This window comes from Magnetospirillum sp. (assembly GCA_027532905.1).
Taxonomy (GTDB): domain Bacteria; phylum Pseudomonadota; class Alphaproteobacteria; order CACIAM-22H2; family CACIAM-22H2; genus Tagaea.
In genome coordinates, this window is sequence record JAPZUA010000002.1 from 200,562 (window position 1) to 213,464 (window position 12,903).

10 protein-coding genes are annotated in these 12,903 nt (G+C 65.7%); 9 read left to right on the forward strand and 1 reads right to left on the reverse strand.

Annotated elements, in window-relative coordinates; translation table 11 throughout:
- The first annotated feature begins 56 nt into the window (after positions 1–56).
- From O9320_09020 to O9320_09060, 9 genes are read left to right on the forward strand one after another with little or no spacing between them, the layout of a single operon-like run.
- The gene (locus O9320_09020; protein ID MCZ8310983.1) at positions 57–1,445 is read left to right on the forward strand and encodes a 3-deoxy-7-phosphoheptulonate synthase class II; all 1,389 of its coding nucleotides are present in this window, start codon (positions 57–59) and stop codon (positions 1,443–1,445) included.
- A 38-nt stretch (positions 1,446–1,483) separates the two neighbouring features.
- Positions 1,484–2,650, forward strand: a complete 1,167-nt coding sequence (locus O9320_09025) for a nicotinate phosphoribosyltransferase (GenBank protein MCZ8310984.1) — start codon at positions 1,484–1,486, stop codon at positions 2,648–2,650.
- Positions 2,647–3,726 (forward strand): nitronate monooxygenase, encoded by a 1,080-nt coding sequence (locus tag O9320_09030; GenBank protein ID MCZ8310985.1) that lies wholly within the window; start codon positions 2,647–2,649, stop codon positions 3,724–3,726. Before O9320_09025 ends, O9320_09030 begins: the two co-directional genes overlap by 4 nt.
- A complete protein-coding gene (locus O9320_09035) occupies positions 3,726–4,241 on the forward strand; it encodes a TIGR00645 family protein (GenBank protein ID MCZ8310986.1) in 516 nt (171 codons plus the stop codon). Before O9320_09030 ends, O9320_09035 begins: the two co-directional genes overlap by 1 nt.
- Before the next feature lie 3 nt (positions 4,242–4,244).
- Entirely contained in the window at positions 4,245–5,903 is a 1,659-nt protein-coding gene (locus tag O9320_09040; protein ID MCZ8310987.1) for an NAD+ synthase, read from the forward strand.
- Positions 5,904–5,908: 5 nt separating this feature from the next.
- Positions 5,909–7,240, forward strand: a complete 1,332-nt coding sequence (gltX, locus tag O9320_09045) for a glutamate--tRNA ligase (GenBank protein MCZ8310988.1) — start codon at positions 5,909–5,911, stop codon at positions 7,238–7,240.
- Positions 7,237–8,592 carry a cysteine--tRNA ligase gene (gene cysS / locus O9320_09050; GenBank protein ID MCZ8310989.1) on the forward strand — a complete coding sequence of 452 codons (1,356 nt, stop codon included), beginning with the start codon at positions 7,237–7,239 and terminating at the stop codon, positions 8,590–8,592. The genes gltX and cysS overlap by 4 nt, the downstream gene beginning before the upstream one ends.
- A 1-nt stretch (position 8,593) precedes the next feature.
- Positions 8,594–10,204, forward strand: a complete 1,611-nt coding sequence (cimA, locus tag O9320_09055) for a citramalate synthase (protein ID MCZ8310990.1) — start codon at positions 8,594–8,596, stop codon at positions 10,202–10,204.
- The gene (locus O9320_09060) at positions 10,204–10,992 is read left to right on the forward strand and encodes an RNA methyltransferase (GenBank protein ID MCZ8310991.1); all 789 of its coding nucleotides are present in this window, start codon (positions 10,204–10,206) and stop codon (positions 10,990–10,992) included. Before cimA ends, O9320_09060 begins: the two co-directional genes overlap by 1 nt.
- On the opposite strand, the gene O9320_09065 is transcribed toward O9320_09060, so the two are convergent.
- Positions 10,916–12,724, reverse strand: a complete 1,809-nt coding sequence (locus O9320_09065; GenBank protein MCZ8310992.1) for a hypothetical protein — start codon at positions 12,722–12,724, stop codon at positions 10,916–10,918. The two genes, O9320_09060 and O9320_09065, sit on opposite strands and share 77 nt — an antisense overlap.
- Positions 12,725–12,903 lie beyond the last annotated feature (179 nt).

Consider the following 12,903-nt stretch of genomic DNA (forward strand, 5'->3'; position numbering starts at 1 on the left):
TTGCGGTTGCGAAGGCCGCCCTATAGTTTATCCCCAACCGAGTTTGGGGATAGACCATGCCTGCCAAATGGACGCCAGATAGCTGGCGTGCGCGCACCGCACGCCAAATGCCCGTTTACCCCGACGCCGCCGCTTTGGCGGGCGTGGAAAAGCGTTTGGCCGGATATCCGCCGCTGGTTTTTGCAGGCGAAGCGCGCGAACTCAAAGCCCAGCTCGCCAAGGCGGCCGAGGGCAAAGCCGTGCTGCTGCAGGGCGGCGATTGCGCGGAGAGCTTCGCCGAATTCTCGGCCAACAACATCCGCGATACGTTCAAGGTCATCCTGCAGATGACCGTCGTGCTGATGTATGCGGGCGGTCTGCCGGTCGTGAAAGTGGGCCGCATGGCCGGCCAGTTTGCCAAGCCGCGCTCGTCGGACGTTGAGACGGTCGGCGATACGACCTTGCCCGCCTATCGCGGCGACATCATCAGCGGCATCGAATTCACCAAGGAAGCGCGCACGCCAGATCCCGAGCGCATGATCCAGGTCTATTCGCAGTCGGCCGCCACGCTCAATCTGCTGCGCGCCTTCGCGCGTGGCGGCTATGCGGACCTCCATCGCGTGCATGGCTGGACGCAGGGCTTCATCGACCGCAGCCCGGCGGGCGAGCGTTTCCGCGAGCTGGCCGACCGCATTTCGGACTCGCTGCAGTTCATGTCGGCCGTCGGCGTGACGGCCGAAGCAGCCCCGCAGATCCGCGAAGCCTCGTTCTTCACGAGCCACGAAGCGCTGCTGCTGCCCTACGAAGAAGCGCTCACCCGCGTCGACAGCACCACGGGCGATTGGTACGACTGCTCGGCCCACATGGTGTGGATCGGCGACCGCACGCGCCAGCTCGACGGGGCGCACGTGGAATTCTGCCGCGGCATCAAGAACCCGATCGGCCTCAAATGCGGGCCGACGAGCGATCCCGACGAACTCATCCGCTTGATCGACGCGCTCAATCCCGAAAACGAGGCGGGGCGCCTCACGCTGATCGCGCGCATGGGCGACGACAAGGTCGCGGCCAAGCTGCCGCCCTTGCTGCGCCGCGTGGCGCGCGAGGGCCGCAAGGTCGTGTGGAGCTGCGATCCGATGCACGGCAACACGATCAAGTCGGCCTCGGGCTACAAGACGCGGCCCTTCGAGCGCATCCTTGCCGAGCTGCGCGGTTTCTTCGACGCGTGCGGTGCCGAGAGCGTGTTTGCGGGCGGCGTGCATTTCGAGATGACCGGCCAGAACGTGACCGAGTGCACGGGCGGGGCCGAGGCCATTCAGGATGCCGCCCTTGGCGACCGCTACCACACGCATTGCGACCCGCGTCTCAACGGCGCGCAGGCACTCGAACTCGCGTTCCTGCTCGCCGAAAAGCTGCGCGCCCAGACGAGTGCCCAGACGCGGCTGCGCGCGGTCGGCGAAGACGACTAGCCGTCTCGACCCGTCTCTAGCTTCCGAAAGGCACCGCAATGGCCGATGGCCGCGCGTCCGATGCATCCGCCGCTTCGTCGTTGATCCGCCGCCCGACGGCCGACGAAGTGTCGGCTTTGACCGACCATTATTTCAATCGCACGAAGGCCGCTGTTGCGCGCTTCGGCGACAAACGCGTGACCTATGCGGTGTTCATGCGCCGCCCGGTCGTGTGCGCGCCGCGCCTCGCTATCGAATGGCTCGAGACGATCGCGACCGCGCGCAAGACCAAGTTCGACATCGATCTGCGCCACAAAGAAGGCGAATGGACGGGGGCGGGCGATCCGATCATGTACGTGTCGGGCTCGCTCTATGAACTCGTCGATCTCGAGACGATCTATCTGCAGAAGCTGGGCCCGGCTTGCGTTGCCGCCTACAACGCTTACACGATGTGCGTGGACCTACCGCGTACCGCCTTCCTCGCGATGGACGCGCGCCATTGCGCGGGCTCCGAAATGGCCGAGATGATGGCTTATGCCGCATCCGTGGGCTCTGCTGCGGCCAAGGCGGAAGTTGGCGCCAAAGGGTTCGTTGGCAACGCCACGGACGCGACCGCGCATTATTTCGGCCAGACCGGCGGCTTCGGCACGATGCCGCACGCGCTGATCGGCTATGCGGGCTCGACCGTGCGCGCGGCCGAAATGCTGCTCGATCTTTTGGGCACGCAGAACGTGACCGTGCTCGTCGACTATTACGGCCAGGAAGTAACCGACGCGCTCGCGGTCTGCCGCCGCTTTCCCGACGTGGCCGCCTCGGGCCGCCTGTCGGTGCGGCTCGATACGCACGGCGGGCGCTATGTCGAAGGGCTCGATCTCGGCAAATCCTACGCGGTCCTCGAGCGCAACGCGCCGCTCAGCTTGCGCGGTTACCGCACCGAGCAGGAGCTGCGCTATCTGACCGGGACCGGCGTTTCGGCTGCAGCCATCTGGCACATGCGCGAAGAGCTCGACCGCGCCGGGTTCAGCAAAGTGCGCATCGTGGCTTCGTCCGGCTTCACGCCCGCCAAATGCAAGACAATGGCGGTCGCGAACGCGCCCATCGACACGGTGGGCACGGGTTCGTACCTGCCGGAAGTGTGGACCGAAACCTACGCGACGTCCGACATCGTCGAATATGACGGCCAGCCGTCGGTCAAGGTCGGGCGCGAGTTCTTGCTGCGCAAATGACGCTCGCCACGCGCTTCACAAAGGCCCTGGGCCTTCTCCATCCCATCGTGCAAGCGCCGATGGCGGGCGGCATGACCACGCCGGCTCTCGTTGCCGCTGTGTCGAACGCGGGCGGGCTCGGCTCGTTTGCGGCCGCGACCGTCGCCCCCGAGGCGATCCGCGCGCAGGTGGCCGCGATCCGAGCTGCGACCGACAAGCCGTTTGCAGTCAACCTGTTCGTGCTGCCGCCGACGCAAGCGAAGGACTCTGAAGTCGCGTTTGCCAATGCGCTCTTGGCCAAATATCGGCTCGAAGTCGGCATCGACAATAACGGTGCCCAGCCCGCCAAATGGGCCGAAGATTTCGAAGCGCAGTTCGAAACCGTGCTCGATCTCGCTCCGCCGGTGTTCAGCAGCACCTTTGGGGCTATCGGCACGCGCAAGACCGCTGCCCTTAAGGCGCGCGGCGTCTATGTCGTGGGCACGGCAACCAACGTCGCGGAAGCCAAATTGCTCGAAGAGCAGGGTGTGGACGCGATCCTCGCGCAAGGTGGGGAAGCGGGCGGCCATCGCGGCACGTTCCTCGGCCGCTTCGAGGATTCGCTGACCGGCACGCTTGTGCTGGTGCCGCAGATTGTCGATGCGGTGAAGGTGCCTGTGATCGCCGCAGGCGGCATCATGGATGGGCGCGGGCTTGCGGCCTGCCTCGCCTTGGGCGCTTCGGCCGCTGCCATGGGCACGGCCTTTCTCCTGGCCGAGCAGGCCGGCACGCATGCGCTGCACCGGGCCGCGATCGAAAGCGCCGACGACACGAAGACGGCGGTCACGCGCGCTTTCTCAGGGCGGCCGGCGCGCGGGCTTCGCAACCGCTACATCGAAGAAATGGCGCCGCACGCCGCCGAGATGCCCGCGTATCCCGTCACCAATGCGCTCACGGGGCCTTTGCGCGCGGCGGCGGCCGAGCAGGGCAAGCCCGATCTCATGTCGATGTGGGCCGGCCAAGGCGCAGCCCTTGCGCGCAGCGGCGATGCGGGCGACCTTGTGCGCAAGACGGCAGCTGCCGCCCAGGAAATTCTCGAAAAACTCGGGGGCAATTGATGCCGAAGCTCGAAAAAATGATCGAAGGCGCCATTTTCAGCAGCCGCTGGCTGCAGGTGCCGCTTTATTTGGGCCTCATCCTCGTGCTGCTGGTGCTGTGCGCCAAATTTTTCATGGTGCTGTTCAAGCTCGTGGTCGGCATGGGCGAGATGGACGAAGCCAAGATCGTGCTGATGGTGCTCGAGCTTGTCGACGTCGTGATGGTCGCCAACCTCATCGTGATGGTCGTGATTTCCGGCTACGAGAATTTCGTGAGCCGTCTCGACATCGAGGGCCATGGCGAAAAACTGTCCTGGTTCGGCAAGCTCGATGCGGGCTCGCTGAAGATCAAGCTTGCGTCGTCGATCGTCGCGATCTCGTCGATCCATCTCCTGAAGGCGTTTCTCGACGCCGGCGAAATCTCCAACGACAAGCTCTTGATGCTGGTCGTGATCCACATGACCTTCATCGTTTCGGCGCTGATGCTGGCCTATCTTGACAAGATGCTCGGCCAAAAATCCGCCGGCGGCAGCTGAGCGATGGCGGAAAGCTTCGTCCTGGCGCTGGCACAGGTCAATCCGCGCGTCGGCGACATCGCGGGCAATCTCGCGCTTGTGCGCGCGGCGCGCGCGCAAGCGGCTTCGGCGGGTGCGGATCTGGTGCTGCTGCCCGAACTCGTGCTGTCGGGCTATCCGCCCGAAGATCTCGTGCTGAAACCGGCGTTCCTGGCGGCCTGCCGCGAAGCGCTTGAGGCACTTGCCGCCGACACGGCCGACGGCGGGCCGGGCCTCGTGGTCGGCACGCCGTGGCTCGAAGACGGCAAACGCTACAACGCCATCTGCGTGCTCGACGGCGGCAAGATTGCGACCCAGCGCTTCAAGCACCATCTGCCGAACTACGGCGTGTTCGACGAAAAGCGCGTGTTCGACGCAGGCCCGCTGCCCGGCCCCGTGAATTTCCGCGGCGTGCGCTTGGGCCTCATGGTCTGCGAAGACATGTGGTTCGCAGACGTGGCCGAATGCCTCGTCGAAAGCGGCGCCGAGATCCTCGTTGTCCCTAATGGTTCGCCGTTCGAAACCGACAAGCTCGACCGGCGTTTGCAGCTTGCACTCGCGCGCAGCGCCGAAACCGAATTGCCGCTCGTCTACGTGAACCAAATCGGCGGCCAGGACGAGCTTGTGTTCGACGGTGCATCGTTCGTGCTGAACGCCGACCGCTCGCTGCCCGTGCAACTGCCGCAATTTGCGCAAGCGATCGTGGCCACACACTGGACGCGCGATGCGGCCGGCAAGCTCGTGTGCGCCGCCGCCGCACAAGCCGCACCGCTTGAACCGCTGGGTGCGATCTACGGCGCATTGACGCTCGGCTTGCGCGACTACGTCGAGAAGAACCGCTTCAAGGGCGTGATCTTGGGGCTTTCGGGCGGCATCGATTCCGCGTTGACGGCAGCACTCGCGGTCGATGCGTTGGGACCGTCGCGCGTGCATGCGGTGATGATGCCCTCGCGCTACACGAGCAAGGACTCGCTCGAGGATGCGGCCGCGTGCGCCACGTTGCTCGGCATCAAGCTCGACACTATCGCGATCGAGCCAGCCGTTGCCGCTTTCGGCGCCATGCTCGCACCGCATTTTGCCGGAACCCAACCCGACATCACGGAAGAGAACGTGCAGTCGCGCGTGCGCGGCCTCACGCTGATGGCGCTGTCGAACAAGTTCGGCCACATGGTCGTCTCGACCGGCAACAAGAGCGAAATGAGTGCAGGCTACGCAACGCTCTACGGCGACATGTGCGGCGGCTTCGCCGTGCTCAAGGACGTCTACAAGACGACCGTGTTCGCCCTGTGCCGTTGGCGCAACGAATATCGGCTTGAGGGGGCGCTTGGCCCTTCGGGGTCGGTGATGCCTGCGCGCGTGATCGAAAAGCCGCCGACGGCCGAATTGCGCGACGGGCAGACGGACGAAGCCTCGCTCGGGCCCTATTCGGAGCTCGACGCGATTCTGGCCGAACTCGTCGAAGGCGAGGCGGACGTGGCCGCGATCGTCGCCAAGGGCCACAAAGAGGCCGACGTGCGGCGCATCTGGCGCATGCTCGATCTTTCGGAATACAAACGTCGCCAGGCGCCGCCCGGCGTCAAAATCACCAGCCGTGCCTTCGGACGCGAGCGGCGCTATCCGATCACCAACGGCTTCCGGGGTTGAATTCTATGGTTCGCACGCGCTTCGCACCCTCGCCCACGGGGCGGCTGCATCTCGGCAATTTGCGCGCCGCTTTGCTGAACTGGCTCTTTGCGCGCCAGGCTGGCGGCAAATTTCTGCTGCGCCTCGACGACACCGATCGCGAACGCTCGACGCCGGAATTCGCGGCCGGAATCGAAGAAGATCTGCGCTGGCTCGGCCTTCAGTGGGACGAGTTCGCGCGCCAGTCCGATAGGCTTTCGAACTACGCGGCTGCGGCCGAAAAGCTCAAAGCAAGCGGGCGGCTCTATGCCTGTTACGAGACCCCCGAAGAGCTGAAGCTGCGCCGCTTCGGCCAAGTATCGGACGGCGGCATCCAGGTCTACGACCGTGCAGCCTTGCGCTTGTCGGCCGCGCAGAAGGCCGCTTACGAAGCCGAAGGGCGCCGCCCGCATTGGCGCTTTCTGCTGAATTGGGAAGAGACCGCGTGGGACGATCTCATTCGCGGCCACTGCACCTATCACGGTTCGAAAGTGTCCGATCCCGTGCTGGTGCGCGAAGACGGTTCGCCGACTTACACGCTGGCTTCGGTCGTGGACGACATCGAACTCGGCGTCACGCATGTCGTGCGCGGCGAAGACCATGTGACGAATACCTCGGTGCAAATCCAGATTTTCGAAGCGCTGGGCCGTGCGGCAAGTGAAATTGCGTTTGCGCACTTCTCGCTGATCTCGGACGGCGGCGGGCATTCGCTGTCCAAGCGCCTCGGCTCGCTGTCGCTTGCCGACCTGCGCGCCGAGGGTCTTGAGCCCGTCGCGATCGCGTCGCTGATCGCGCGCCTGGGCACGTCCGATCCGGTCGAGCCGCGCAGCACGCTTGCCGAACTCGTGCCCGGTTTCGCGTTCGAGAAGTTCAGCCGCGCTTCGCCCAAGCTCGACCCCGAAGACATTCTGCGCCTCAACGCCAAGATCGTGCACAAGCTCGAATTTGTCGACGTCGGCCATCGCCTGCCCGCGGGCGCCGACGCGCCCTTCTGGGAGACCGTGCGGCCCAATCTCGCCAAGGTGACCGAGGCGTCCGATTGGTGGGATCTTGCGCGCAATCCGGTCGCACCCGTCGTCGAAGACGCAGCCTTCCTGGCACAGGCGGCATCGCTGCTGCCGCCCGAGCCGTGGAGCGATGCCACCTGGAGTGCCTGGACCAAGGCGTTGGGCGAAGCCAGTGCGCGCAAGGGCAAGGCCTTGTTCATGCCGCTGCGCCTTGCGCTCACCGCGCGCGAGCACGGACCCGAGATGAAGGCGATGCTGCCGCTGCTCGGCCGCGCACGTACGCTTGCGCGCCTCGAGGGCAAGACCGCATGACGGCCCTCCATGTCCACAACACGCTGACGCGGCGCAAAGAAAAGTTCGAGCCGCTCGATCCAGCACACGTGAAGATGTATGTGTGCGGCCCCACGGTCTACGACGACGCGCATATCGGCAATGCGCGGCCGGTCGTGGTGTTCGACGTGCTGGCGCGCCTGCTGCGCCGCCTCTATCCGAAGGTTACGTACGCGCGCAACATCACCGACATCGACGACAAGATCATCGTGCGCGCGGCCGAACGCGGCGTGCCTATCGACACGATCACCGCCGACACGATCGCCAACTACCATGCCGACATGGCCGCACTCGGCGCCTTGTCGCCCGACGTCGAGCCGCGCTGCACGCGCTCGATCCCCGGCATGCTCGCGATGATCGAAACGCTGATCGACAAGGGCCACGCCTACGCGGCCGAAGGCCATGTGCTGTTCGCGGTCGCAAGCTATGCCGAATACGGCAAGCTGTCGGGCCGGTCGCGCGACGAGCAGATTGCGGGCGCCCGCGTCGAAGTCGCCCCCTTCAAGCGCGATCCGGCCGATTTCGTTTTGTGGAAGCCTTCCACGCCGGATCAGCCGGGCTGGGACAGCAAATGGGGCCGCGGCCGGCCGGGCTGGCATATCGAATGCTCGGCGATGGCCAAGGACGTGCTCGGCATCACGATCGACATCCATGGCGGCGGTCTCGATCTCACCTTTCCGCACCACGAAAACGAAATTGCGCAGTCGCAATGCGCGCATGGCGGCGTGCAGTTTTCGAAATACTGGATGCACAACGGCTTCCTCGTCGTGAACGGCGAGAAAATGTCGAAGAGTCTCGGCAATTTCTTCACCGTGCGCGATCTGCGCGCGCGCGCACCCGGCGAGGCGATCCGGCTCTTGCTGCTGAAGACGCACTATCGAGCACCGCTCGATTTCACCGATGCCGGTTTGGCGGAAGCCAAAGCCGAACTCGATTACTTCTACAACGCGCTCAAGAATGCGGCCGATGTCGAAGCGGCAACGACGGCGGCTGACACCGTTGTGGCTGCCCTGTGCGACGATCTCAACACCGCCAAGGCCATCGCCGAGATGCACGAGCTTGCGCGCACGCTCAACGCCACGCGCAATGAGGCGGCCAAAGGCGCTTTGCTGGATGCCGGCCGTCTGATCGGCCTGTTGCAGGGCGATGCGCAAGCATGGTTCAAACAGGGAGCGGAAGATGCGGGCTGGATCGAAGACGCGATCGCGGCCCGGCTTGCGGCGCGCAAAGCGAAGAATTTCGCCGAGGCCGACCGCATTCGCGACGAATTGAAGGCCAAGGGCATCGTCTTGGAAGACGGCCCCAAGGGTACGAGCTGGAAGCGGGACGGGTAACATGGGCGAGCGCGTCTATCTCTACGATTCGACCTTGCGCGACGGTGCGCAGACGCAGGGTGTGGATTTCGGCGTCGCGGACAAGATCGCGATCGCCAAAGCGCTCGACCGGCTCGGCATCGACTATGTCGAAGGCGGCTGGCCGGGGGCCAACCCCACCGACGACGCGTTTTTCGCAGGCCTGCCGAAGCTCGGCCATGCGCGCATAACCGCGTTCGGCATGACGCGGCGTGCGGGCCGCTCGGCCGGCAACGATCCGGGGCTGGCGGCCGTGCTCGGCTCGGCTGCATCAGCGGCCTGCCTCGTGGGCAAGACGTGGGATTTCCATGTGGAGCTCGCCCTCGGCGTGTCGAAGACCGAGAACATCGACATGATCGCCGACAGCTTGGCGGAAGCGATCAAGCGCGGCAAAGAGACGATGTTCGACGCCGAGCATTTTTTCGACGGCTACAAGGCGAACCCGGGCTTCGCGCTCGATTGCCTGAAGGCGGCGGCGGCTTCGGGTGCGCGCTGGATCGTGCTGTGCGACACCAATGGCGGCACCTTGCCGCACGAGATCGAGCGCATCGTCGGCGAAGTCGCGAAGACGATCGCGGGCGACCGGCTCGGCATTCATTGCCACAACGACACCGAAAACGCCGTGGCGAATTCGCTGGCAGCCGTACGCGCGGGGGCCCGCCAGATTCAGGGCACGCTCAATGGCCTTGGCGAGCGCTGCGGCAACGCCAATCTCGTGGCCTTGCTGCCGAGCCTCGTGCTGAAAATGGGCTACGAGACGGGCTGTGACGCCGAGCGGCTCACGCATCTCACGTCCGTGTCGCGCCTGCTCGACGAGCGCCTCAATCGCAGCCCGCAGCGCAACGCCGCCTATGTCGGCGAGAGCGCATTCGCCCACAAGGGCGGTCTGCACGTGTCTGCGGTCGAGAAGGATCCGAAGACCTACGAACATGTGCCGCCCGAGGCGGTCGGCAATCGCCGCCAGGTCGTGGTGTCCGACCAGGCCGGGCGTTCGAACATTCTGGCGCGCTTCAAGGATATCGGGCTCGAGATCGAGCCAAAGAACCCGGCGATCGGCCGCATCATCGAGGCGATCAAGGCGCGCGAACACGAAGGCTACACCTACGACGGGGCCGACGGTTCGTTCGAACTGCTCGCCCGTCGCGAATTGCACGGCGTGCCGGACTATTTCCGCCTGATCTCGTTCCGTGTGATTTCCGAGCGCCGCTTCAACGCGCGCGGCGAGCTCGTGACGATGTCGGAAGCGACCGTGAAGCTCGACGTGGCATCCGACCGGCGCTTGACGGTGGGCGAGGGCAAGGGCCCGGTCGAAGCGCTCGACCGCGCGTTGCGCGCGGCCCTGCTGCCGTCTTATCCGGCTTTGGCCGAACTCAAACTCATCGACTACAAAGTGCGCATCTTGGCGCCTGAGCGCGCCACGGCCGCCGTCACACGCGTGATGATCGAAAGTGCGGACGGGCATGCGCATGGCGACGTGCGCACGTGGGGCACTGTCGGCGTGTCCGAAAACGTGATCGAGGCGTCGTACGCCGCGTTGCACGATTCGATCACCTGGAAGCTCTATCGCGACGGCGCGCCGGCACCGGCCGAGTGATGCAACCGCAGGCGCAGCTGAGCCCGGCGATCGTGCTGGTGCGCCCGCAACTCGCCGAGAATATCGGTACGGCTGCGCGCGCCATGCTCAATTGCGGCTTGACCGATCTGCGCCTCGTGCGCCCGCGCTGCGACTTTCCGGACGAGCGGGCCGTACGCGCCTCGTCGGGGGCCGATCGCGTGCTTGAAGCGGCGCGCCTGTTCGACAGCGTCGAAGCGGCGGTCGCCGATCTTACGCGCGTCTACGCCACATGCCCGCGCGACCGCGACATGGTCAAGCCCGTGCTGGGGCCGCAAGCCGCGATCGTGGCGGCACGCGACGCGATCGCGGGCGGCGGGCGCGCGGGCTTCCTGTTCGGCGCCGAGCGCACGGGGCTCGAGAACGACGAAGTCACACTCGCCGATGCAATGGTGCCGTTCCCGGTCAATCCGGAATTCGACTCGCTGAACCTTGCGCAGGCCGTGCTGCTGGTCGGTTGGGAGTGGGTGCGCGGCGTCGAGCCGTCCAATCCGGGCCGCGTGCGCACCGGCAAAAGCGAGCCTGCGACCAAAGACGAAGTTTCGGGCTTTCTCCTGCGTCTCGAAGCCGAGCTCGATGCGTGCGGATTCTTGCGCAACGAAAAAATGCGGCCGACAACGGTGCGGAATTTGCGCGCCTTTTTGCTGCGCGCGCGTCCGACGTCGCAGGAGATCCGCACCGCGCACGGGATGCTCACAGGTCTTGTGGAGCGTCCGCATCTGCCCGCAGGCGATAGATCGAAACGCGCTCGGCCCGACCGCGAAGCGTGAATTCGCCGGCAAGGTCGAAATCGTCGGGGGCTCCCGCCGCCGCATAGGTCGCTCCGCTGGCCAGCACCAAGGCCGTATCGCCGTCCACCATCAGCGTGTGTCCAAGCTCTTCGATGCGATGGGCGGCGTTCACCGTGTCGCCGAGGATCGTGTAGTTGAGGCGCAAGGCGCTTCCGACATTGCCGGCCACGACAAGGCCCGTATGCAGGCCCAAGCGCAGCCGCACGTCGGCTTGGTCGGCCGAGGCTGCGATTGCGCGTGCGGCCGCAAGGGCCGCTTTGGCGTGGTTGGGCAAAGGCTCGGGCGCACCCCAAAACGCCATGATCCCGTCGCCCATGAATTTGTCGACAGTACCTCCGCTCGCTTCGATCGCGGCAATTGCGAGGGCGAAGTGGTTGTTGAGCAGCGTGGCCGTTTCGGTCGGCGTCATGTTCTGCGAGCGCGTGGTGAAGCCCACGATGTCGGAGAACATCACCGTCACCTCGCGCGTCTGCGAGGCGATGCCCGTCCCGTCGCGGTCGCGTGCCAGCACGCGCACGAGCTTGCGCGGCACGTAGGCTTCGAACCAGCGCAAGGCCGCGATGAGGCGGTTGAAGGCTTCGGCTTGGTCGTCGAGTTCGCGAATGCTGCTGGCGGGCAGGGCTTGGGCGCGGTCGAAATCGAGTTCGGCCAATTGTGCAGCAGCCGCCGCCGAGCGCTGGGTCGGCTGCGCAAGGCGCCGGGCGAGCAGGAAGGCCGCGACCACTGCAAGTCCGAGCACGCCGAGGCCTGCGAACGCCGCCAAGGCAAGCGAGCGCAGATTGCCCGCAATGTCGCGCGCGGGGAAATGCGCGCCCACGGTCCAGGGCACGTCGCCGAAATCGGTGAGCCGACGGTACAAAAACAGATAGCGCTCGTTCTGGTGCTCGATCATGTGCGAATTTTCGCTGTCGCGCAGCAAGGGCGCGTCGTTTCGCTCCGTCCACATGTTTGCGAGCACCGGATCGCCGATCTCGGCGAGGCTCGGCAGCGGATGCTCGGGCGACAGGCTTGCAAGGGCTTGCGGCATCCGCGCATGGGCCAGCACCGCCGCGTCGCCGTAGAGGATGAACGGCGTGCCGGCATATTCGGCCGCCGCCGAGCGCGCGACGATCGCGGTCATGTTGCCGAGCGGTATGATCGCGGCGAGCACGCCCACGAAGCGGTCGCCCGCCCACACCGACTGGCGGCGATTGACGGCGGGGCCCGCTTGGCGCGGCAGAAAAAGCAATTCGCCCCAGCGCCCGCCCTTGAAGCCCCGGCCCTCGGCGATGCCCGCAACGGCGGCGGGATCGCCGCGCACGTCGACGATGCGCCGTTCGGGCGCGGCCTCGCCGCGGTCGATAACGACGGCGCGATAGTCGGCCGAAATGAAAATCAGCCGTTCGATGCTGTCGGTCCCCGACAACGCACCCGTCAGCAGGTCGGCGATGCGGCCTTCGTCGTAGGCAGCATTGGGCTGGGCCAGCAATTCTGCCACGAACGCAAGCTGTGCCGCCGCCGGGTCGAGTTCGGCGCGCACGCGGTCGGCCATGCGCTCGACGAGCTGGTTGCCGTTGGCGCGGAAGAGGGCGGTTGCCGCCGAACCTGCCACGAAAAACTGGATCGCCAGCACGAGGGCAACCGCCAGCCCAACCAGCCCGACCATGGTCGAGGCAAGCACGGCGGCGATCCCGTAGCGTCGCCCTTTGCGCCCAAGCCCTTGCAATTCCATGGAGAACTCGCGTTTGACAGAACCGAGCGGATGACTATACTCCGCGACCTTCGGACAAAGGCCGCCTGCCTGGCAAGGCTTTGCCCCGTTCACGCGAACGGGCCATTACCGGGCGATCGTTTGTCCTCCTTTTTTCGGCGGCGCGTTACGGGGTTGCGCCAGGCTCCACGAGGCCGCCG

Excerpts from the sequence above, each read along its gene's own strand:
- gltX (MCZ8310988.1), top strand. The coding sequence starts at position 5,909 with ATGGTTCGCACGCGCTTCGCACCCTCGCCCACGGGGCGGCTGCATCTC.
- O9320_09065 (MCZ8310992.1), bottom strand. The coding sequence starts at position 12,724 with ATGGAATTGCAAGGGCTTGGGCGCAAAGGGCGACGCTACGGGATCGCC.
- O9320_09025 (MCZ8310984.1), top strand. The coding sequence starts at position 1,484 with ATGGCCGATGGCCGCGCGTCCGATGCATCCGCCGCTTCGTCGTTGATC.
- O9320_09060 (MCZ8310991.1), top strand. The coding sequence starts at position 10,204 with ATGCAACCGCAGGCGCAGCTGAGCCCGGCGATCGTGCTGGTGCGCCCG.
- O9320_09040 (MCZ8310987.1), top strand. The coding sequence starts at position 4,245 with ATGGCGGAAAGCTTCGTCCTGGCGCTGGCACAGGTCAATCCGCGCGTC.
- cysS (MCZ8310989.1), top strand. The coding sequence starts at position 7,237 with ATGACGGCCCTCCATGTCCACAACACGCTGACGCGGCGCAAAGAAAAG.
- O9320_09030 (MCZ8310985.1), top strand. The coding sequence starts at position 2,647 with ATGACGCTCGCCACGCGCTTCACAAAGGCCCTGGGCCTTCTCCATCCC.
- O9320_09020 (MCZ8310983.1), top strand. The coding sequence starts at position 57 with ATGCCTGCCAAATGGACGCCAGATAGCTGGCGTGCGCGCACCGCACGC.
- cimA (MCZ8310990.1), top strand. The coding sequence starts at position 8,594 with ATGGGCGAGCGCGTCTATCTCTACGATTCGACCTTGCGCGACGGTGCG.
- O9320_09035 (MCZ8310986.1), top strand. The coding sequence starts at position 3,726 with ATGCCGAAGCTCGAAAAAATGATCGAAGGCGCCATTTTCAGCAGCCGC.